16 protein-coding genes and 1 other RNA gene are annotated in these 20648 nt (G+C 67.0%); 8 read left to right on the plus strand and 9 right to left on the minus strand.

Translation table 11 applies throughout. The annotated features are described in order from the left end of the window. Positions 1 to 59 precede the first annotated feature (59 nt). Complete coding sequence (locus tag RZR99_RS04300; protein ID WP_323118496.1) at positions 60 to 1901, minus strand: tetratricopeptide repeat protein; 1842 nt, start codon at positions 1899 to 1901, stop codon at positions 60 to 62. 131 nt (positions 1902 to 2032) lie between these two features. Here RZR99_RS04300 and RZR99_RS04305 point away from each other — a divergent pair, with 131 nt between their 5' ends. Then, a complete protein-coding gene (locus RZR99_RS04305; RefSeq protein ID WP_323118497.1) occupies positions 2033 to 3673 on the plus strand; it encodes an FAD-dependent monooxygenase in 1641 nt (546 codons plus the stop codon). Positions 3674 to 3776: 103 nt separating this feature from the next. On the opposite strand, the gene RZR99_RS04310 is transcribed toward RZR99_RS04305, so the two are convergent. The 4 genes from RZR99_RS04310 to RZR99_RS04325 are packed head-to-tail and all read right to left on the minus strand — an operon-like array spanning position 3777 to position 9050. Next, positions 3777 to 4031 (minus strand): formate dehydrogenase subunit delta, encoded by a 255-nt coding sequence (locus RZR99_RS04310; RefSeq protein ID WP_323118498.1) that lies wholly within the window; start codon positions 4029 to 4031, stop codon positions 3777 to 3779. Positions 4032 to 4038: 7 nt separating this feature from the next. Further along, complete coding sequence (gene fdhF, locus RZR99_RS04315; RefSeq protein WP_323118499.1) at positions 4039 to 6984, minus strand: formate dehydrogenase subunit alpha; 2946 nt, start codon at positions 6982 to 6984, stop codon at positions 4039 to 4041. Between the two features lie 15 nt (positions 6985 to 6999). Further along, positions 7000 to 8568, minus strand: coding sequence for a formate dehydrogenase beta subunit (locus tag RZR99_RS04320; RefSeq protein WP_323118500.1), 1569 nt, complete (start codon positions 8566 to 8568; stop codon positions 7000 to 7002). Next, positions 8565 to 9050 carry an NAD(P)H-dependent oxidoreductase subunit E gene (locus tag RZR99_RS04325; RefSeq protein ID WP_323118501.1) on the minus strand — a complete coding sequence of 162 codons (486 nt, stop codon included), beginning with the start codon at positions 9048 to 9050 and terminating at the stop codon, positions 8565 to 8567. The genes RZR99_RS04320 and RZR99_RS04325 overlap by 4 nt, the downstream gene beginning before the upstream one ends. Before the next feature lie 131 nt (positions 9051 to 9181). Between RZR99_RS04325 and RZR99_RS04330 the strand changes: the two genes are divergently transcribed. From RZR99_RS04330 to RZR99_RS04340, 3 genes are all read left to right on the plus strand, one after another. Then, a complete protein-coding gene (locus RZR99_RS04330) occupies positions 9182 to 10261 on the plus strand; it encodes a substrate-binding domain-containing protein (RefSeq protein ID WP_323118502.1) in 1080 nt (359 codons plus the stop codon). A gap of 136 nt (positions 10262 to 10397) precedes the next feature. Continuing rightward, on the plus strand, positions 10398 to 10667 hold the full coding sequence (locus tag RZR99_RS04335; RefSeq protein WP_323118503.1) for a hypothetical protein: 270 nt from the start codon (positions 10398 to 10400) through the stop codon (positions 10665 to 10667). Positions 10668 to 11008: 341 nt separating this feature from the next. Beyond that, positions 11009 to 12019, plus strand: coding sequence for a hypothetical protein (locus RZR99_RS04340; protein WP_323118504.1), 1011 nt, complete (start codon positions 11009 to 11011; stop codon positions 12017 to 12019). 130 nt (positions 12020 to 12149) lie between these two features. On the opposite strand, the gene ssrA is transcribed toward RZR99_RS04340, so the two are convergent. The 4 genes from ssrA to ompA form a co-directional block, all read right to left on the minus strand. Further along, positions 12150 to 12519, minus strand: a transfer-messenger RNA (tmRNA) gene (gene ssrA, locus RZR99_RS04345). A 19-nt stretch (positions 12520 to 12538) separates the two neighbouring features. Continuing rightward, positions 12539 to 13255, minus strand: coding sequence for an HAD-IA family hydrolase (locus RZR99_RS04350; RefSeq protein ID WP_323118505.1), 717 nt, complete (start codon positions 13253 to 13255; stop codon positions 12539 to 12541). 20 nt (positions 13256 to 13275) lie between these two features. Then, positions 13276 to 13974, minus strand: coding sequence for a bifunctional 2-polyprenyl-6-hydroxyphenol methylase/3-demethylubiquinol 3-O-methyltransferase UbiG (gene ubiG, locus RZR99_RS04355; RefSeq protein ID WP_323118506.1), 699 nt, complete (start codon positions 13972 to 13974; stop codon positions 13276 to 13278). Between the two features lie 159 nt (positions 13975 to 14133). Beyond that, complete coding sequence (gene ompA / locus RZR99_RS04360) at positions 14134 to 14802, minus strand: outer membrane protein OmpA (protein ID WP_323118507.1); 669 nt, start codon at positions 14800 to 14802, stop codon at positions 14134 to 14136. Positions 14803 to 15337: 535 nt separating this feature from the next. On the opposite strand from ompA, the gene gyrA reads away from it, so the two are divergent. The 4 genes from gyrA to pheA all read left to right on the plus strand — a co-directional run. Next, positions 15338 to 17953 carry a DNA gyrase subunit A gene (gyrA, locus tag RZR99_RS04365; RefSeq protein ID WP_323118508.1) on the plus strand — a complete coding sequence of 872 codons (2616 nt, stop codon included), beginning with the start codon at positions 15338 to 15340 and terminating at the stop codon, positions 17951 to 17953. A 106-nt stretch (positions 17954 to 18059) separates the two neighbouring features. Next, entirely contained in the window at positions 18060 to 18662 is a 603-nt protein-coding gene (locus RZR99_RS04370) for a DUF2059 domain-containing protein (RefSeq protein ID WP_323118634.1), read from the plus strand. A gap of 161 nt (positions 18663 to 18823) precedes the next feature. After that, complete coding sequence (serC, locus tag RZR99_RS04375; protein ID WP_323118509.1) at positions 18824 to 19906, plus strand: 3-phosphoserine/phosphohydroxythreonine transaminase; 1083 nt, start codon at positions 18824 to 18826, stop codon at positions 19904 to 19906. 39 nt (positions 19907 to 19945) lie between these two features. Continuing rightward, on the plus strand, positions 19946 to 20648 hold a 703-nt coding region (gene pheA, locus RZR99_RS04380), incomplete at its 3' end, for a chorismate mutase (protein ID WP_323118510.1).

Consider the following 20648-nt stretch of genomic DNA (forward strand, 5'->3'; position numbering starts at 1 on the left):
GGCGTAGTTCGGCGACCAGAAAACGGAGCGCCGGGCGCTCCGTTTTTTTATGGCGGCCGCTACGCGCGCCGCACCGCGTCGGCGACCGCTTCGACGACGGACGGCCAGTCGCCCGGCGCGGGCTGCCGGTGCAGATGCGCGCGCGGGTACCAGGGGCTGTCGCCGTCGGCGAACCAGCGCCAGTCGGCCGCGAACGGCAGCATCAGCCAGAGCGGTTTGCCGAGCGCGCCCGCGAGATGAGCCACCGCGGTGTCGATCGACACGACGCCGTCGAGCCGGTCGATCAGCGCGGCGGTCGCGGCGAAGTCGGTCAGGCCGTCGACATGATGAATGCGTGCCGCGTGCGGGTGCGCATCGAGCGCGGCACGCTCGTCGCCGGGGACCCCGGGGTGCAGCACGACCCAGTCGACGCCGGGCAACGCGAACAGCGGATCGAGCATCGCGAGCGGCAGCGAGCGGTTTTCCTGCGCTTGCTGGCGCCCGGACCACGCAATCCCGTACTTGCGCTTCGACTGTCCGCCGAGCGAGCCGCGAAAGCGGCGGCGGGCCGCATCCGGGACGGCGAGATACGGCGTGCGCGACGGCAGGTCGCCGGCTTCGAGCCCAAGCGCGAACGGCAGGCTCAACAGCGAGCACATCAGGTCGGCGGCGGGCAGCCTGGCCGCGTCGAGCGCGACGACCTTGATTCGCCATGCGGCGGCCATCGGCTCGATGAGCGGCAGCAGGGCGGGCTGGACCTGCAGGATCAGATGCGCGCAGCGAGCGCGGGCGAGCGGCACGAGCCGCACGAACTGCAGCGTGTCGCCGAAACCCTGCTCGGCGCAGACCAGCAGCGTGCGTCCGGCGATCGGCTCGCCCTGCCAGCGCGGCAGCGGCGCCGGCCGGGCGCCCGGCAACCGATGGCGCGCCTCGTACGCGGGCAGGCCGCGCGCGAAGTCGCGCAGCGTGAGCAGCGTGACCGCGCGATGCATTTGCGTGAGGGGGTGATCGGGCGCGAGACGCAACGCCTGGTCGAACGCGCGCAACGCCATCTCGTGCGCGCCGAGCGCATGGTGCGCGGTGCCGAGATTGAGCCAGGCGAGCTGGAACGACGGATCGAGTCCGACCGCGCGCTCATAGTGAGGCCGCGCTTCGCGGTGCCGGCCGAGCGCCGCGAGCGCGTTGCCGAGCCCGTACAGCGCGAGCGGAAACTGCGGGACCAGCGCGAGGGCCGCCTCGAACGCGGGGATCGCGTCGGCATGCCGGCCGATCGCGTCGAGCGTGTTGCCGAGATTGAAGTGCGCGGCGACGAAGCGCGGCTCGGCGGCGATCGCCGCGTGAAAATGCGTGACCGCTTCATCCGAGCGGCCGATCGCGCCGAGCGCCATGCCGAGATTGTTGTGCGCGCCCGCGTGTCCGGGGCGCAGCGCGAGCGCGCGGTGAAACGACGCGAGCGCTTCGTCGTGCCGCCCGAGTGCATTGAGTGCGTTGCCGAGGTTGTTATGGATCGACGCGTCGCCCGGCGTGAGCCGCAGCGCGCGCTCGAACGCGTCGACCGCGTCCGCGTGGCGCTCCTGCGCCGCATAGGCGTTGCCGAGGTTGTAGTGCGCGAGCGGGAATTCGGGCGCGAGCGTCAAGGCGTTGCGGAACCGGTCGATCGCGTCGTCGAGCCGGCCGAGCGCTTTCAGCGCATTGCCGAGGTTCAACTGCAGCGCGGCATCGTTCGGGCGCAACTCGACCGCGCGGCCGACCAGCTCGGCAGCTTCCGCATGATGTCCCTGCTGATGGCGCAGCACGCCGAACAGGTGCAGCGCGTCGGCATCGGCGGGGTTGGCGGCGAGCGCCGCGCGATAACCTTGCTCGGCATCGGCCAGCCGGCCCGCGCGGTGTGCCGCGAATGCGCGGTCGAAAACGGATTCCATGACGCTGACGAAGCCAGAAACCGAGCATTTTCCCACAGCCGGGCGGGGCGCCGCCGATTCCGGCCGCCGGCCTCTGGATGACGCCGGGGCGGCGGCGTAGACTGGGCACGTTGCGTGTCGCCGAGGTGTTCATGGTTGCCGTTCCGCTCGATCTTGCCCCCGTCCTGATTGTCGGCGCCGGCCCCACGGGCCTGGCCGCGGCGATGAGCGTCGCGCGAGCGCGCCTGCCGGTGCGCATCGTCGACCAGGCGCCGCAGCCCGCGCGCTATTCCCGCGCGATCGGCATCCAGGCGCGCACGCTCGAATTGCTCGAACAGCACCGGATCGTGGAGCCGTTCCTGTCGCTCGGACATCGCGCGCGGCTCGCCAACCTGTATTCGAACGCGCAGCGGATCGCGCAGCTCGATTTCGATCCGCTGCAAACTCGTTATCCGTACCTGCTGTTTCTCGACCAGACCGTGACCGAGCGGTTGCTGGCCGAGCATCTCGCGACGCTCGGCGTCGAGGTGGAGCGCGGCGTGGCCCTCACGCGCTGCCGGCAGGAGCGCGACACGGTCGACGTCGTGCTGCGGCATGGCGACGGCCGCGAAGAAGCGCTGCAGCCGTCCTACGTGATCGCGGCGGACGGCGCGCACAGCACGATTCGCCACATGCTCGATGTCGGCTTCGCCGGCCGCTCGTTCGAACAGACCTTCCTGCTCGCCGACATGGCCGCCGACACCGACTGGCCCGACGACGAGATCCACCTGTTCACCACCGGCGAGGGGATTGCCGGGCTGTTTCCGATGGGCGGCGGCCGCTACCGCCTGGTCGCCGACCGTCCGCCGCACAACGGCGCGTTGAACGAAGCGGACGGACCGTCGCTCGACCTGTGCCGGGAGGTGGTGCGCGCGCGCGTGCAGCCTGCGCCGGCGCTTTCGGACCTCGCGTGGTCGTCGTATTTCCACTTGCACAGCCGGATGGTCGAGCGCCTGCGCCACGGGCGGGTGTTCTTCGCCGGCGACGCGGCGCACGTCCACAGCCCGGCGGGCGCGCAAGGCATGAATACCGGCATCCAGGAGGCGCTCAACCTGGGCTGGAAGCTTGCCCGCGTGCTGGCGGGCGGCGCGCCGCAGCGGTTGCTCGACAGCTATCACGCGGAGCGTTATCCGATCGAGCGCGACGTGCTGCGCCAGACCAGCTTCCTCACGCACGTAGTCGAAGCGGATCGCGGTCCGCTCAAGCTGCTGCGCGATCACGTGGTGCCGGTGCTGGCGTCGCTCGGGCCGATGCGGGATGCGGTGCGGCGGACCGTGAGCGAGCTGGCGATCCAGTATCGCAAGAGTCCGCTCACGCTCGAGCGCGTGCTCGACGGCGGCCCGCGCGCCGGCGAGCGGGCGCCCGATGCGCTGATGCGGATACTGGACGGACCGCTCGGGGATGCGCCGGGCGTCGCGCGCCTGTTCGACCTGCACGATCCGGCGCATTTCACGCTCCTGCTGCTGGAGGCGCCGGGCATCGACGGCGAGACGCCGGAAGGCGACCGCGACAGTCTCGCGCTGGCGGCCGCGCTGGCGCGGATCATGCCGGGCGCCGTGCGCGTCTGGCGCGTCACGGATATCGACGGCGACGGCGGCCCGTTGCTGATCGATTCCTACGGGCGCACCCGGCCGGCGTTCTATCTGCTGCGGCCGGACGGTTACGTGGCGGCGCGCGGCCGCCCGACGTCGGACGAGAGCGGCTTGCTGCGGCATTGCGAAGCGTGGTTCTCCGGCATGCAACTGCGCGCATGACGAGCGGGCCGGCGCACGGCGGCGCACGGCATGCGCCGATGCCGGCGGGCCGGGCGTGCCGCGCGTCGGATATCGCGCGCCGCGCAAGCACGCTCCGCCGCAATCAGGCGGCGGGTGCCGCCGCCGGTTCGAGCGTCGCGCGGCTGGCGACCAGCGCCTCTTGCACGATCGGTGCGAGATCACGCGACGCGTCGCCGTGCGGGTCGTCGAGCGCGGCGAACAGCGCGCGGCGCATCCGGGGCTCCCAGAAGCGGCGGATGTGATCGGCGATGCCGGCGAGCGCTTCGTCGTGGTCCGGCATCGACGCGAAGAACGTGCCGATCTGGTTCGCCATGCCGATCAGGTGATCGCGGTTCATCGTGGCCTCACTTGGCCGCAACGGCCGGCGGCGTTTCACGGCGCCGCAGCAGGTCGAGCTGCTCGGCGTTGAAGCGGGTGTACTGGCGCTGCCATTCGGACGGCTGCGCGACCGGCAGCACCTGCACGGCCGTCACCTTGTACTCGGGGCAGTTGGTCGCCCAGTCCGAACTGTCGGTCGTGATCACGTTCGCGCCCGATTCCGGGAAATGGAAGGTCGTGTAGACGACCCCCGGCTGCATGCGTTCGGTCACGAGCGCGCGCAGCACCGTCTGCCCGGCGCGCGATTCGATGCCGACCCAGTCGTCCGTTCGGATGCCGCGTTCTTCCGCGTCATGCGGATGGATCTCGAGCCGGTCCTCGTCGTGCCAGTGGACGTTCTCGGTGCGGCGCGTCTGCGCGCCCACGTTGTATTGCGACAGGATGCGTCCGGTGGTGAGAATCAGCGGGTAGCGCGGGGTCACTTTCTCCGGCGACGCGATGAACTGCGTGATGACGAACTTTCCCTTGCCGCGCACGAACGCGTCGATGTGCATCGTCGGCGTGCCTTCCGGCGCGGCGTCGTTGCACGGCCACTGGATGCTGCCGAGCGTGTCGAGCTTCGGGTAGGACACGCCGGAGAAGGTCGGAGTGAGTCGCGCGATCTCGTCCATGATCTCGGACGGATGCCCGTAGTCCATCGGATAGCCGAGCGCGCGCGACAGCAGCAGCGTGACCTCCCAGTCCGCATACCCGGCGAGCGGCGGCATGACCCGGCGCACGCGCGAGATCCGGCGTTCCGCGTTGGTGAACGTGCCGTCCTTTTCGAGGAAGGTCGAACCCGGCAGGAAGACGTGCGCATACTTGGCCGTCTCGTTCAGGAAAATGTCCTGGACGACGATGCACTCCATCGACGACAGCGCGGCCGCGACGTGCTGCGTGTTCGGGTCGGACTGCACGATGTCCTCGCCCTGGCAGTACAGCCCCTTGAAGCTGCCGTCGAGCGCGGCCTCGAACATGTTCGGGATCCGCAGTCCCGGCTCCGGCTGCAGCGTGGCCGACCAGGCCGCCTCGAACTGGGCGCGCACGCTCGCGTCGCTGATGTGGCGATAGCCCGGCAGCTCGTGCGGGAAGGAGCCCATGTCGCAGGAGCCCTGCACGTTGTTCTGGCCGCGCAGCGGATTCACGCCGACGCCTTCGCGGCCCAGGTTGCCGGTCGCCATCGCCAGATTCGCGATGCCCATCACCATCGTCGAGCCTTGCGCGTGCTCGGTCACGCCGAGTCCGTAATAGATCGCGGCGTTGCCGCCCGTCGCGTAGAGACGCGCGGCGGCACGAACCTCGTGCGCCGGCACGCCGGTGATCGCGGCGCTCGCTTCGGGCGAATTGTCCGCTTGCGCGACGAACGCGCGCCATTGCTCGAATGCGCGCGGTTCGCAGCGCGCGGCGATGAACGCCTCGTCGAGCAGCCCTTCCGTGACGACGACATGGGCGAGCGCATTGATCAGCGCGACGTTGGTGCCCGGCCGCAATTGCAGATGGTGAACGGCCTTCACGTGGGCGCCGTCGACGAGATCGATGCGGCGCGGGTCGACGACGATCAGTTTCGCGCCTTCGCGGATGCGCCGCTTCAGGCGCGAACCGAATACCGGGTGCCCGTCGGTCGGATTCGCGCCGATCACGACGACGACGTCGGCCGCGCCGACCGATGCGAAGGTCTGCGTCCCCGCCGATTCGCCGAGCGTGGTCTTGAGCCCGTAGCCCGTCGGCGAGTGGCAGACGCGCGCGCAGGTGTCGACGTTGTTGTTGCCGAATGCCGCGCGCACCAGCTTCTGCACGAGGTAGGTTTCCTCGTTGGTGCAGCGCGAGGATGTGATGCCGCCGATCGAATCGCGGCCGTACCGGTCCTGCAGCCGGCGGAACTGCGCGGCCGCGTAGCCGATCGCCTCGTTCCAGCTGACTTCGCGCCACGGATCGGTGATCTTCGCGCGGATCATCGGCTTCGTGATGCGATCCTTGTGTGTCGCGTAGCCCCACGCGAAGCGGCCTTTCACGCACGCATGGCCCTCGTTCGCGAGGCCGTTCTTGTGCGGCGTCATCCTGACGACCTGGCTGCCCTTCATCTCCGCCTTGAACGAACAGCCGACGCCGCAGTACGCGCAGGTTGTCACGACCGCGTGCTCGGGCTGGCCGAGCTGCGCGACGCTCTTTTCCTGCAGCGTCGCGGTCGGGCACGCGACGACGCATGCGCCGCACGACACGCATTCCGACGCCATGAACGATTCGCTCTCGCCTGCGGCGACGCGCGATTCGAAGCCGCGCGCGGTGATCGTCAGCGCGAACGTGCCCTGGGTTTCCTCGCAGGCGCGCACGCAGCGATTGCAGACGATGCACTTCGACGGATCGTAGCTGAAGTACGGATTCGATTCGTCCTTCTGCTCCCGCAGATGGTTCGCGCCGTCGAAACCGTAGCGGACCTCGCGCAGCCCGACCACGCCCGCCATGTCCTGCAGTTCGCAGTCGCCGTTGGCGGGGCAGGTGAGGCAGTCGAGCGGGTGGTCGGAGATGTAGAGCTCCATCACGTTGCGGCGCAGCCCCTGCAGCCGCTCGCTTTGCGTGCGTACCTTCATGCCGGCTTCGGCGGGGGTCGTGCACGAGGCCGGATAGCCGCGCCGGCCCTCGATTTCGACGAGGCACAGCCGGCACGAGCCGAACGGCTCAAGCGAATCGGTCGCGCACAGCTTCGGCACGTTGACGCCGGCTTCGATCGCCGCGCGCATCACCGACGTGCCGGCAGGCACCGTCACCGAGCGGCCGTCGATGTCGAGCGTCACGTCGGTGTCGGCGTGGCGCAGCGGCGTGCCGTAGTCGGTGTCGTCGAACGGATCGGCGCGGCGCGCCTGCGCGGCGCTTTTGCACGCGCACTGGCCGGAGCCGCAGCCGCCTTGGCGGGTTTCGTTTGCAGGGGAGGACATGCGGGGCTCCTTCTGTCAGGCCGCGGCCTGCGCCGGCGTGGCGGCGGGGGTGGCCAGACCGAAATCTTCGGGGAAGTGATCGAGCGCGGACAGCACGGGATAGGGCGTCATGCCGCCCATCGCGCACAGCGAGCCGGACATCATCGTGTCGCACAGGTCGCGCAGCAGGGTCACCTGCCTGACCGACGTGTCGCCGGCGCGGATCTTTGCGATGGTCTCGACGCCGCGCGTCGAGCCGATTCGGCACGGCGTGCATTTGCCGCACGATTCGAGCGCGCAGAAGTGCATCGCGTATTCGGCCAGCTCGGCAAGATTCGACGTGTCGTCGTGCAGCACGATGCCGCCGTGGCCGACCACCGCGCCGACCGCCGCGTAGGCTTCGTAGTCGAGCGGAATGTCCCACTGGCTCTCGGGCAGATAGGTGCCGAGCGGGCCGCCGACCTGCGCGGCGCGCGCGGGGCGCCCGCTCGCGGTGCCGCCGCCGAACTCGAACAGCAACTCGCGCAGCGTCACGCCGAACGCCAGTTCGACGAGCCCGCCTTGCTTGACGTTGCCCGCGAGCTGGAACGGCAGGGTGCCGCGCGAGCGGCCCATCCCGTAATCGCGGTAGAACGCCGCGCCGCGCGCGAAGATCACCGGCGCGGTGGCGAGCGTGATCACGTTGTTGATCACGGTCGGCTGGCCGAACAGGCCGGCGAGCGCGGGCAGCGGCGGCTTCGCGCGGACCACGCCGCGCTTGCCTTCGAGCGATTCGAGCAGCGCCGTTTCCTCGCCGCAGACGTAGGCGCCGGCGCCTTTCGCGACGTGCAGCTCGAACGCGTGCGAGGAGCCGAGCACGCTCGCGCCGAGCCAGCCCGCTTCCCGGGCGCGCGCGATCGCGGCGTCGAGCGTCGCGATCGCGTGCGGGTATTCGCTGCGGACGTAGATGTAGCCGAGCGTCGCGCCCGTCGCGACGCCGGCGATGATCATCCCTTCGATCAGGCAGTACGGGTCGCTTTCCATGATGAGGCGATCGGAGAAGGTGCCGGAATCGCCTTCGTCCGCATTGCAGACGATGTATTTCTGCCGAGCGGCCGCCTGGCGGACGGTACGCCACTTGATGCCGGCGGGGAATGCGGCGCCGCCGCGGCCGCGCAAACCCGACTCGATCAACTGTTCGCAGGCGGCGGCGCCGTCGAGCGCGAGGACGTTCTTCAGGCCGGCCAGGCCGTCGTGCGCGAGATAGTCGTCGATCGACAGCGGATCGGTGAGACCGATGCGCGCGAAGGTCAGTCGCTGCTGGCGCTGCAGGTACGGCAGCGCGTCGACCGGGCCGACGCCGGCGGGATGCGCGCCGCCGGCGAGCCAGCCGGCGTCGAACAGGCCGGGCACGTCGGCGGCGGACAGATTCGCGTAGCCGATCCGCCCTGCAGCCGTGCCGATCTCGACGAGCGGTTCGAGCCACAGCAGGCCGCGCGAGCCGTTGCGCACCAGGTCGATGGCCAAACCGCGACGGGCCGCCTCGGCGGCGATCGCCTGCGCGAGCGCATCGGCACCAAGCGCGAGCGCGGCGGAGTCGCGCGGGACGTAAACGCGGGTATTCATGCGGGCTCCTGCGTGCGGAGGGCGTCGGCGTAGAGCGCATCGAAGCGCTCGGGCGACACGCGTGCGTGCAGCGTGCCGTTGATCGTCAGCGACGGCGATTGTGCGCACAGTCCGAGACAGTAGACCGATTCGAGTGCGACCTCGCCTCCGGGCGCGCTGTCGTGAGCGGCGTCGATGCGGCAGCCGGTGCGGACTTGCGCATGGTCGACGAGCGCTTCGCCGCCCATGCTGCGGCAGGCCTCGGCCCGGCAAACCTGGATCGCCACGCGAGCGGGCGGCACCGTACGGAAATGATGGTAGTAAGTCAACACACCGTGGACTTCGGCGCGTGATAGGTTGAGTGCCTTGGCGAGCGGACCGACGCAAGCGGCTGGGACGAAGCCGGCCTCGTCCTGGATCGCGTGCAGGATGGCGACGAGCGAAGCGCCGGGCCGCGCATGCTTCCGCACGAGCGCCTCGGGTACGGCGGGGGACGGGGACATCCAGTGTGCTCCTCCAAAGTCATATATGCGCCGCCAATTCATATAGTGCGCAAATCAACTCTGTTGTGATCGATTTCTATCGAAGATAAGCCGATAGAATCACGGTCGCAATAGGAAATGAGGTTGCATAAATGATTCGAGTCGAATGCGACGCACATTTGCTTGTGCGCGACAGCGAAGGCCGCTCGGCCAGCCTGACCGACGTCGCGCCGCTGCTGGAACTCGTCGCGACGACGGGGAGCATCGCGCAGGCCGCCGGGGTCAAGGGGCTGTCCTATCGTCACGCTTGGGGGCTGCTGCGCGCGCTGGAGGCGTGCGTCGGCGGTGCGCTGATCGAAACCGCGCGCGGCAGGGGCACGTCGCTGTCCGAACTGGGGCAGGCCGTGGTCGATGCGCAACGGCTTGCGGGAGAGCGTCTGGACGGCAATCTGCGCGCGCTCGCCGCCGAGGTGGCGAGCGGGCTCAACCGGCGTCTCGCTCGGCACGACGGCGCGTTGCGGATTCACGCGTCGCACGGCTATGCGGTGGCGGCGCTCGTGTCTGCGCTGGTGGAAGCCCGTGCGCAGGTGGACATCAAGTACCGCGAGAGCGTCGAGGCCGTCAAGGCGCTGGCGCGCGGCGAGTGCGACCTGGCGGGTTTTCATCTGCCCCGCGGGGCGTTCCGCGCCGCTTGCGCGCAAATCTACCGGCCGTGGCTCGATGACGGTCATCACGTGCTGATCCACCTGACGCGCCGCAAGCAAGGGCTGTTCGTGCCGCGCGGTAATCCGAAACGGGTCGCCGGGCTCGCCGACCTGGCGCGCGACGATATCCGCTTCGTCAACCGGCAGCCCGGCTCGGGCACGCGGATGCTGCTCGAACTCGCGTTGCGCGAGATCGGCGTCGATCCCGCCGGGATCAACGGTTACGCGTCGGCGGAACTCACGCACTCGGCGATCGCCGCGTTCGTCGCGAGCGGAATGGCCGATCTCGGGTTTGGCGTCGAACCTGCCGCGCACCATTTCGGACTCGATTTCATCCCGGTGGTCGACGAGGACTATTATTTCGCATGTGAACGATCGCGGCTCGACGCCGCGCCACTGGCCGGCGCGTTCGCGTTGCTGCGCGACGCCGCCTACCGCGCGAGCGTCGCTCGGCTGGACGGCTACGATCCCGCCGCATGCGGCACCCTGGTGAGCGTCGCCGACGGGCTGGCGGGCGCGGCATACTGACGCGGCGCGCGGGCCCGCCGCTGTCACGTGCGGTAACGGGCGGGCCTGCAGCAACGCTGCAAGACCCGCGCGTTTGCGCTACGCTCCTTGCTTTACTCTCGTTCCTGCCAGCACGCCGTCACGGCGTTTGAATTTCATGAAACCAGTTATCCGTTTCGCCGCCGCCGTCCTGACGGCCGGTACGCTCGCCGCCGTTGCCACGCTCGCTTTCGCGCAGAATTCGCCGGGCGTGCCGGGCGGCATCCTGAACGATCAGTTCCGCCTCAACGAACATCCGCAGATGCAGTTCGCCGCCTCGGCGCCGTCGCAGAAGTACCAGAGCGGCAAGAAGTCGGCGCTGCGCAAGAAGGGCGACATGGGCGATCCGAACGGCTGCAACCTGAAATGTCCGCAGGACACTCAATAAGCGTGGTCCGTTCGATCGGCTTTCCTTCCTGAATTCCGCCTTGCCGTGGCGGCGCATCGCGCAGGCACCGGATCGTCTCTCCCGTTCCGCGCGCGCGGCCTACCAAGGCTGGTAGTTGTCGTGCCGCGCCGGGCCGCGTGAAATCTCCCAGGCTATTCGAACCGGCCGTAGCGCCGGGCGAGATTTCGTTTTCCCCAGCTATACCCCTGTCCGTTTCGCATGCGTGACGCATCACGCGCGCGTCGACGGCGGGGCCCTGTCTCCGGCGTCGAAAAGAGAGTCGAACCATGGATTTTGCAATGCAGCGGGCCGTACGATCGTCCTGTGCCCGAGAAGGCGGTGTGGGCGACGGCGACGAGCGCGGCCGCCGTTTCGAGCGCGATGTCGTCCGAGAGGGGCTCACGCTCGGCGGCCTGCGGCCGATCGACGACGCGCGCCGTTCGCTCGGCGCCTATGATCGTGCGGCGCTCGCCGTGCTCGAGCGTCATCGCGAACTGACGGTCCAGGCGGCCTGCGAGGATGCATCGCTGACGCTGTATGTGAATACGCTGGGACGCTTGCACGTCCGCCCGTCGGCGGCGCCCAGGATCGCGTATACGCACGACGATACGTGGCTGGATCTGGGCCATGTCGCCGCGGATGCCGAGGTGCTGGAGGAGATCGACGCGCGTTTCGCGGCGTGGTTGCGTCGCGACGTGGCGTGCGCTGCCCAGGTTCGGGCGACGATGAACCGGGCCTACGCGAGCGGGGAATTGCCGCGCGTGCTGAATGGCGCGCGTGCCTGCATCAAGCAGATCGAGCCGATGTGCTTCTACGTCGAGGATCGTCTGCACGCGCTGGCGGACCGCTATGAACGGGTAATCGGCGGGGTGCGCGGCACGATTTGCCTGACGTCGCTGAGCGAGCGCGGCTATCCGGACTGGAGCGATGACGACCGGTTGATCGTCGCGGCGCTGTATGCGTTGAAGGTTGCCGGGCGGGCGGCCGGGTTCGCCGCCTTCAACGGTTCGGTGTTGAGCGCGAGTGCGTTGATTGCCCGCTTGCATGCGCTTGCGGACGAGTGCCGGTCCGGCGGCGTGCTCGGCCTGCGCGAGCCGGTCGACCTGTTCGAGTGGGCGGGGCTGATTCGCGAACAGGCGCTGCTCGCGGCCGGCAAGCTCTGGCTGCGCTATCGCTGGGCGGACGGGTTGGAGTTCAGCCGTGGCGGGCTGCCGTCACGGGATGGCGAGGGGTCGTCCGCTCCGAGCGACCCGGCACGCGCGTCGCCTCCGGTAGCGTGGCTGCGGCGAGTGAGGCGGCGCGTCGGTGCGCTGGCGGGGGCGCTGCGCGAGCGGCGGCGACGGTTGTCGTAACCGTCGCGGGCACGGGCGATTGCCGATGCGATCGAACGGGCTGCGTCTCCGGCGCAAAAAAACGAAACCCCGGCGTCGTGGGACGACCGGGGCTCGGTGTTTCCTTGTCGCGCAAGGAAGCGCGGGAATGTGGTGGAGGCGGCGGGAATCGAACCCGCGTCCAGTAGCGCTCTACGACCAGTTCTACATGTTTAGTTCTGTCATTTGATTTAACCGAAGCGACGCGGACGAACACGCTGCGCTACGGCGATTCACTGAATTTTCGACCCGGATGTCGTGACGCCACCAAGGCTTAACTGACGTAAATGACCTCTGGCGGTATTGCTACCGGTCTTGCGACGCTAGCCCGTCAGTGAACTAGGCAGAGGACGGCGGCCCTTAGGCTGCCAGTGCGAACGTATCGTCGTTTGCAGTTACGTTTTTCCCATTGATTAACGAGGTGACGGGTCCTCGACATGCCCTAGCCGCTTCGCAACCCCTGTCGAAACCAGGTCGCCCCCGCAGACTTGAGATCGACAATTATAGCGCAACCGCGCGCAGAAGCTGCTGCAATTCGCCGGTGGTCGCGGCCAGATGCTGCGCCTGCCAGTCGGCGGGCGCGGCGCCGTCGCCGCAATAGCCGTAGGCGGCCGCGACGGTCGCCATGCCGGCGGCGCTGCCGGCCTGAATATCGCGCAGGTCGTCGCCGACGTAGACGATCCGGGCCGGCTCGATGTCCAGCTGCCGAGCGGCATGCAGCAGCGGCGCCGGGTGCGGTTTGGCGTGCGGCGTGGTGTCGCCGCTGACTACGCAACCGGCGCGTGCGTCGAGACCGAGCAAGGCGACGAGGGGATCGGTCAGCCGCGCGGCCTTGTTGGTCACGATGCCCCAGCGCACGCCGCGGGCGTCGAGGTCGGCGAGGAGCAGGTCGATGCCGGGGAACAGGGTCGTTTGCACGCACAGATCGGTGGCGTAGTTCGCCAGGAATTCGTCGCGCATCGCGTCGTACTCCGGCGTTCCGGGGCCGATGCCGAATGCGCCGCCGATCAAGCCGCGTGCACCCGCCGAGGCGAGCGGGCGGAGCGTCGCGAGCGGGGTTTCCGGCAGACCGCGCGCGCGCTGCATTTTGGTGACCGCTGCCGCGAGATCGGGCGCGGTGTCGGCCAGCGTGCCGTCGAGGTCGAACAGCACGGCTTCGCAGGCGTCGAGGCGGGGTTCGGCGGCAAGCGGGGCGGAATAGGACGGGGATGAGCTCATGAGCGTGGGAATGGCCGGGATCAGCCGTGGCGACGGCAAGCGACCAGGTAATTGATGTCGGTATCGTTCGACAGCGCGAAGCGTTTGCCGATCGGGTGGTACGTGATGCCCTTGATCTCGACCGTGTGCAGCTCGGTGGCGCGCACGAACCCGGCGAGCTCTGACGGACGGATGAAGCGCGCGTAATCGTGGGTGCCCTTCGGCAGCAACTGGGCGATGTATTCGGCGCCGATCACCGCAAACAGATAGGACTTGACGTTGCGGTTCAGCGTCGAGAAGAACACCCAGCCGCCTGGCTTCACGAGCGCCGCGCAGGCGGCGACCACGTTGGCGGGCGAGGGGACGTGCTCGAGCATTTCCATGCAGGTGACGACGTCGTAGCTGTCCGGTTCCCGGGCCGCGAGCGCTTCGGCGGCGATTGCCTCGTAATCGACCGTCACGCCGCTTTCGAGGCTGTGCAGATCCGCGACGCCGAGCGCTTCGGTCGACAGGTCGATGCCCTTGACCTGGGCGCCGAGTCCGGCCATCGATTCCGACAGGATGCCGCCGCCGCAACCGATGTCGAGTACGCGCTTGCCGGCCAGATGCGCATGGGCGTCGATCCAGCCCAGGCGGACCGGGTTGAGGTCGTGCAGCGGCTTGAACTCGGCGTGCGGGTCCCACCACTTGTGGGCGAGGTCGCTGAATTTCTGGAGTTCGTGGGGATCGGCGTTGGTCATGTCGGCAAGCGGGATACGGAAAGGAGGCGGGGAGTGCCCGTCAGTCAAGCCCCGAGTATATAAGCGGGCGGAAAGGGCTGCCACGAGGAAGGCGGAAACCCTCCCGCAAATGAAAAAGCCCCGCCGGAGCGGGGCTTTGAAACTGCGGCATCCGAACCCTTACTGGGGGATCGTTTGCTTTTGCACTTGTTGCGTGCCAACCACTTCGACTTCCACGCGGCGATCCGGTGCGAGGCAGGCGATGAGTTGCTTGCGATTCTTCTGGTTGCAGCCGGTCGTGACCGGGTTGCGCTTGCCCTTGCCTTCCGTGTAGATACGGTTGGACTCGATGCCCTTGCTCACCAGGTACGACTTCACTGCCTGCGCACGGCGCAGCGACAGACGGTCGTTGTACTTGTCCGAACCGATGCGGTCCGTGTAGCCCGTTGCGACGACCACTTCCAGGTTCATGCCCTGGATCTTCGCGGCCAGTTCGTCCAGCTTCTGCTTGCCGAGCGGCTTCAGCGTAGCCTTGTCGAAGTCGAACAGCGCGTCAGCTTGATACGTGATCTTCTGGCTGGTGATGGCCGGAGCAACCGGAACGACCGGTGCCGGTGCCGGTGCCTGGGCGACCAGTGCGCCATCGCACTTGGCGTTGGCGGTGGCCGGCGTCCAGAACGCATCGCGCCAGCAGAGCTCGTTCGTGCCGTTCATCCACACCCATTCGCCCGTGCCGTTGACCCAGTTGTCGTTCACGGCCTGGCGCGACGCCGGCACCGACTGTGCCGAAGCGGATGCAGCCATCACTGCGGTAGCTGCAATGAACGCGAGCTTTGAAAGTTTATTCATATTTCTCCTCTCGAATTTGAGATTACCGCAGGTTTACTGCGAGCCTGTTGACGATGACAAGTCATACATTGCTCGAAGTATAACATTGGTGCGGCACAAAAAACGCGGGGCCGCTCTGTGTAGACTTCGAGCAGCGTCTAACTTTCAGTGCGTTGGCATTTTGCCATATCGTTCCCTTCCCACGAAAAAAAATCCTCCCCACCCTAAGATCGGTCTACTGAATGTGGTGCATGTGCAACACCGGTTAGTCGCATGTTTCAAGAATTGTCAAGTGTTGCGCAAAAGAATTGCGCGCTATGCGACGGTGCGATATTTCAATGCGCGACGGCCGAAGTCGGTAACGGCGGTCCGGATGTATACGTCTGCCGCCCATGCCCGGATGACGGACGCCGGTCTGTTTCCCGCCTTAGTTATATAGAGGGGGTGGGGCGGTAGGGCGGTTTGGCCGCATGTTAGAATCGCACGTTACGTTGCGTTTAAGCAGCGCCTACGCGAAAGGCGGCCCCGTCTTCGCTCCGAAACGATACACGGATACATGGATCAATTCGCCAAAGAGACCCTGCCCACCTCCCTCGAGGAGGAAATGCGCAAGTCGTATCTCGATTACGCCATGAGCGTGATCGTCGGACGTGCCCTTCCGGATGTCCGCGATGGCTTGAAGCCTGTGCACCGGCGTGTGTTGTTCGCAATGCACGAACTCAACAACGACTGGAACCGCGCGTACAAGAAGTCGGCGCGTATCGTCGGCGACGTGATCGGTAAGTACCACCCTCACGGCGACACCGCCGTCTACGACACCATCGTCCGGATGGCGCAGGATTTCTCGCTGCGCTACATGCTGGTCGACGGCCAGGGCAACTTCGGCTCGGTCGACGGCGACAACGCCGCGGCCATGCGGTACACCGAAATCCGCATGGCCAAGATCGGCCACGAGTTGCTGGCGGACATCGACAAGGAAACCGTCGACTTCGGCCCGAACTACGACGGCAGCGAGATGCAGCCGCTGATCCTGCCGTCGCGAATCCCGAACCTGCTGATCAACGGCTCGTCGGGGATCGCGGTGGGGATGGCGACTAACATTCCGCCGCACAACCTGAACGAAGTCGTCGACGCGTGCCTGCACCTGCTGAACAACCCGCAGGCGACCATCGACGAACTGATCGAAATCATTCCCGCTCCCGATTTCCCGACCGCCGGCATCATCTACGGCGTCGCGGGCGTGCGCGACGGCTATCGCACCGGCCGCGGCCGCGTCGTGATGCGCGCGACCACCCATTTCGAGGAAATCGACCGCGGCCAGCGGATGGCGATCATCGTCGACGAGTTGCCGTACCAGGTGAACAAGCGTTCGCTCCTGGAGCGGATCGCGGAGCTCGTCAACGAGAAGAAGCTCGAAGGCATCTCCGACATCCGCGACGAATCCGACAAGAGCGGCATGCGCGTCGTGATCGAGCTCAAGCGCGGCGAAGTGCCCGAGGTGGTGCTGAACAACCTGTACAAGGCGACCCAGCTCCAGGACACGTTCGGCATGAACATGGTCGCGCTGGTCGACAACCAGCCGAAGCTGCTGAACCTGAAGGAAATCCTGCAGTGCTTCCTGTCGCATCGGCGCGAAGTGTTGACGCGGCGCACCATCTACGAACTGCGCAAGGCGCGCGAGCGCGGCCACGTGCTCGAAGGTCTCGCGGTGGCGCTTGCCAACATCGAGGAATTCATCGCGATCATCCGGGCGGCGCCGACGCCGCCGATCGCGAAGCAGGAATTGATGTCGAAGGTCTGGGATTCGTCGCTCGTGCGCGAGATGCTGGTTCGCGCGGAGTCCGAGAATGCCGCCGCGGGCGGGCGCTTGGCCTACCGCCCGGATAACCTGAGCCCCGCGTTCGGGATGCAGGGCGACGGCCTGTACCGGCTGTCGGACACGCAGGCGCAGGAAATTCTGCAGATGCGCCTGCAGCGCCTCACGGGTCTCGAGCAGGACAAGATCATCGGCGAGTATCGCGAAGTGATGGCGCAGATCGCCGATCTGCTGGACATCCTCTCGCGCCCCGAGCGGATCACGGTGATGATCAGCGAGGAGCTGGCGGCGGTGCGAAGCGAGTTCGGCGACGCCCGCCGTTCGCGGATCGAGCTGAACGCCACCGAACTGAACACCGAAGACCTGATCACGCCGCAGGACATGGTGGTGACGATGTCGCATGCCGGCTACGTGAAGTCGCAGCCGCTGTCCGAGTACCGCGCGCAGAAGCGCGGCGGCCGAGGCAAGCAGGCGACGTCGATGAAGGAAGACGACTGGATCGAGACGCTGTTCATCGCGAATACGCACGACTACATCCTGTGCTTCTCGAATCGCGGTCGCGTGTACTGGGTCAAGGTCTACGAGGTACCGCAAGGTTCCCGTAACTCGCGCGGCAGGCCGATCGTCAACATGTTCCCGCTGCAGGACGGCGAGAAGATCAACGTCGTGCTGCCGGTGAAGGAATTCTCCGCGGACAAGTACGTCTTCATGACGACCGCGCTCGGCACGGTCAAGAAGACCCCGCTCGAGGCGTTCAGCCGGCCGCTGAAGAAGGGCATCATCGCGGTGGGCCTCGACGACGGCGATTACTTGATCGGCGCGGCGATCACCGACGGCGAGCACGACGTGATGCTGTTCTCGGATTCCGGCAAGGCGGTGCGTTTCGACGAGAACGACGTTCGCCCGATGGGCCGCGAGGCGCGCGGCGTGCGCGGCATGCAGCTCGAGGACGGGCAGCAGGTGATCGCGATGCTGGTGGCGGGCAGCGAGGAGCAGTCGGTGCTGACCGCGACCGAGAACGGCTACGGCAAGCGCACGCCGATCACCGAATACACGCGTCACGGCCGCGGGACGAAGGGAATGATCGCAATCCAGACGTCGGAGCGGAACGGCCGGGTAGTCGCCGCGACGCTTGTCGATCCGGAGGATCAGATCATGCTGATCACGACTGCGGGCGTGCTGATTCGCACCCGCGTGTCGGAGATTCGCGAGATGGGACGCGCGACGCAAGGTGTTACACTCATCAGTCTCGATGAAGGCACCAAGCTCTCCGGTCTCCAGCAGATCGCCGAGGCGGATGCCGACGCGGAAACCGAAGGCGACGTCGACGAAGCGGCAGAGGGCGACGACGCCTGAATCAGGTTGTGACTGTCGAGCCGCCGCGAACGCGGCGCACTGGCGCGAAAACGCGGCGTGGCGGAGTCGACATATAAACTGTTCATATTTCCATGAGGGAGTGATGATGCAAAAACAATTCAAGCAACTGGTCCTGCTGGCAGCCATGGTGCCGACGTTCGCAATGGCGCAATCGCTGTCGAATCAGGCGCCGGCTGCTGCTCCGGCAGCTGCTGCACCGATCGACGCCGACAAGAAGGCCGCGATCAAGGATCTGCTCGACGCCATCGACGCACCGAAGCTCGTGTCGGCAATCGCCAACAGCGCCGAGATGCAGTCGAAGCAACTCGTCCCGGCGATCCTGTCGGACGCGCTGTCGGAAAACAAGACGCTGAACGACAAGCAGAAGCAGGCTGCCGTTCCGACGCTGCAGAAGAACGCCGTGCCGAAGCTCGTGGACAACGCAGGCAAGGTGTTCGAGACGCCGTCGTTCAGCGGCGACGCGATGCAAGCACAGTACGACGCTTATGCGAAGTACTACAGCACCTCGGAAATCAAGGATCTGACGACGTTCTACAAGAGCGCGACGGGCCGCAAGTTCATCCAGGTGCAGGATCAGGTTGGCCGCGATGTCGTGAACGGCCTGATGCAGAAGTACATGCCGCAAGCGATCAAGGCAACCCGCGACCAAGCCGACAAGGAAGTCGCGGCAGTCAAGCCGGGCAAGTAAGCGCGTCGTAGTCGGCCGGGGCGCCTCGCGGCGCCCGGGTTTGGCGGGTTCGATACGACAGTGCGATAATGGCCGTTTGCGCGAGAGCGCAAACGGCCATTCTTTTTCTGGCGCGGTTTTCAGCCGGTTCGCGCCGGCCGCGTTCCTCCGAGGTTTTCACGATGCGCGTCTTTAATTTCTCCGCCGGCCCCGCCGCGCTGCCCGAAGAAGTGCTGCAGCAGGCGGCCGACGAAATGCTCGACTGGAACGGCAGCGGCATGAGCGTGATGGAAATGAGCCATCGCGGCCGCGAATTCATGTCGATCCATGAAGCGGCGCTCGCCGATCTGCGCGCGTTGCTCGAAGTCCCCGCGAATTACCGCATCCTGTTCCTGCAGGGTGGGGGCCTCGCCGAAAACGCGATCGTGCCGATGAACCTGCTCGGCGCGCGCGAGACGGCCGATTTCGTGGTGACCGGCTCGTGGTCGCAGAAATCGTTCAAGGAAGCGCAGAAATACTGTACGCCGCATCTCGCCGCCTCCGGCCAGACCGCGGACGGCTTTACCCGCGTGCCGGCGTTCTCCGAGTGGCGTCTGTCGGATGATCCGGCCTATGTGCATCTGTGTTCGAACGAGACGATCGACGGCGTCGAGGCGTTCGATCTGCCCGAGCTCGGCGACGTGCCGCTCGTCGCGGACGTGTCGTCGCACATCCTGTCGCGGCCGCTCGACGTTGCCAAGTACGGCGCGATGTTCGGCGGCGCGCAGAAGAACATCGGCATGGCGGGCGTCACGCTCGTGATCGTCCGCGAGGATCTGCTCGACCGCGCGCTGCCGGTCTGTCCGACGGCGTTCGAATGGAAGACGGTCGCCGCGAACAATTCGCTGTACAACACGCCGCCCACCTACGCGATCTACATCGCGGGCCTGGTGTTCAAGTGGCTGAAGGCGCAGGGCGGGCTGAAGGCGATCGAGGCGCGCAACGTCGAGAAGTCGACGTTGCTGTACGACACGATCGACGCCAGCGCCTTCTATCGAAACAAGGTCGAGCGCTCGGCGCGTTCGCGGATGAACGTGCCGTTCTTTCTCGCCGATGAATCGCGCAACGAAGACTTCCTTGCCGGCGCTAAGGAGCGCGGGCTGCTGCAGCTGAAGGGCCACAAGTCCGTCGGCGGCATGCGGGCGTCGATCTATAACGCGGTGCCGTTCGCGGGCGTGCAGGCGCTCGTCGACTACATGAAGGATTTCGAAGCGCGCAACGCCTGATTCATACGGCGCGCCGCTCATCAGCACGGCTTATTACGCATGGACGACGAACTCAATTCCCGCTTGAAACCTCTGCGCGAGCGCATCGATGCGATCGACACGCAACTGATCGCGCTGCTGAACCAGCGCGCGGCGGTTGCGCTCGAAGTCGGCGAGGTAAAGAAGCATTTCAACGCACCGGTGTTCCGCCCGGAGCGCGAACAGCAAGTGATCACGCGCCTGCAGGACATGAGCGCGGGGCCGCTCGCGAGCGAGCATATCGGCGCGATCTGGCGCGAGATCATGGCGGCCAGCCGCGATCTCGAACAGACGATCCACGTCGCGTTTCTCGGACCGGTCGGCACGTATAGCGAGCAGGCGATGTTCGACTACTTCGGTCAATCGATCGAAGGCTTGCCGTGTCCGTCGATCGACGAGGTGTTCCGGTCGGTCGAGGCGGGCGGCGCGGCATTCGGTGTCGCGCCGGTCGAGAATTCGGCGGAAGGGGCGGTGTCGCGCACGCTCGATCTGCTGCTGCATACGCAGTTGCTGATCGGCGGCGAACTGTCGCTGCCGATTCACCATAACCTGCTGACGCAAACCGGCAGCCTGGACGGCGTGAAGCGGGTTTGCGCGCATGCGCAGGCACTCGCGCAATGCCAGCACTGGCTCTCGGCGAACGCACCGCATCTGGAGCGGCAGGCCGTTTCGAGCAATGCCGAGGCGGCGCGGCTCGCGGCCGACGACGCGACGGTGGCCGCGC

The sequence above is a fragment of the Burkholderia alba genome (genome assembly GCF_034721475.1).
In the GTDB taxonomy this organism is placed as follows: domain Bacteria; phylum Pseudomonadota; class Gammaproteobacteria; order Burkholderiales; family Burkholderiaceae; genus Burkholderia; species Burkholderia alba.

Coding starts and splice junctions, on each gene's coding strand:
- RZR99_RS04325 (WP_323118501.1), bottom strand. CDS start 9,050: ATGTCCCCGTCCCCCGCCGTACCCGAGGCGCTCGTGCGGAAGCATGCG.
- RZR99_RS04335 (WP_323118503.1), top strand. CDS start 10,398: ATGAAACCAGTTATCCGTTTCGCCGCCGCCGTCCTGACGGCCGGTACG.
- RZR99_RS04370 (WP_323118634.1), top strand. CDS start 18,060: ATGCAAAAACAATTCAAGCAACTGGTCCTGCTGGCAGCCATGGTGCCG.
- ubiG (WP_323118506.1), bottom strand. CDS start 13,974: ATGACCAACGCCGATCCCCACGAACTCCAGAAATTCAGCGACCTCGCC.
- RZR99_RS04310 (WP_323118498.1), bottom strand. CDS start 4,031: ATGAACCGCGATCACCTGATCGGCATGGCGAACCAGATCGGCACGTTC.
- RZR99_RS04305 (WP_323118497.1), top strand. CDS start 2,033: ATGGTTGCCGTTCCGCTCGATCTTGCCCCCGTCCTGATTGTCGGCGCC.
- gyrA (WP_323118508.1), top strand. CDS start 15,338: ATGGATCAATTCGCCAAAGAGACCCTGCCCACCTCCCTCGAGGAGGAA.
- ompA (WP_323118507.1), bottom strand. CDS start 14,802: ATGAATAAACTTTCAAAGCTCGCGTTCATTGCAGCTACCGCAGTGATG.
- RZR99_RS04330 (WP_323118502.1), top strand. CDS start 9,182: ATGATTCGAGTCGAATGCGACGCACATTTGCTTGTGCGCGACAGCGAA.
- serC (WP_323118509.1), top strand. CDS start 18,824: ATGCGCGTCTTTAATTTCTCCGCCGGCCCCGCCGCGCTGCCCGAAGAA.
- RZR99_RS04300 (WP_323118496.1), bottom strand. CDS start 1,901: ATGGAATCCGTTTTCGACCGCGCATTCGCGGCACACCGCGCGGGCCGG.
- RZR99_RS04320 (WP_323118500.1), bottom strand. CDS start 8,568: ATGAATACCCGCGTTTACGTCCCGCGCGACTCCGCCGCGCTCGCGCTT.
- fdhF (WP_323118499.1), bottom strand. CDS start 6,984: ATGTCCTCCCCTGCAAACGAAACCCGCCAAGGCGGCTGCGGCTCCGGC.
- RZR99_RS04350 (WP_323118505.1), bottom strand. CDS start 13,255: ATGAGCTCATCCCCGTCCTATTCCGCCCCGCTTGCCGCCGAACCCCGC.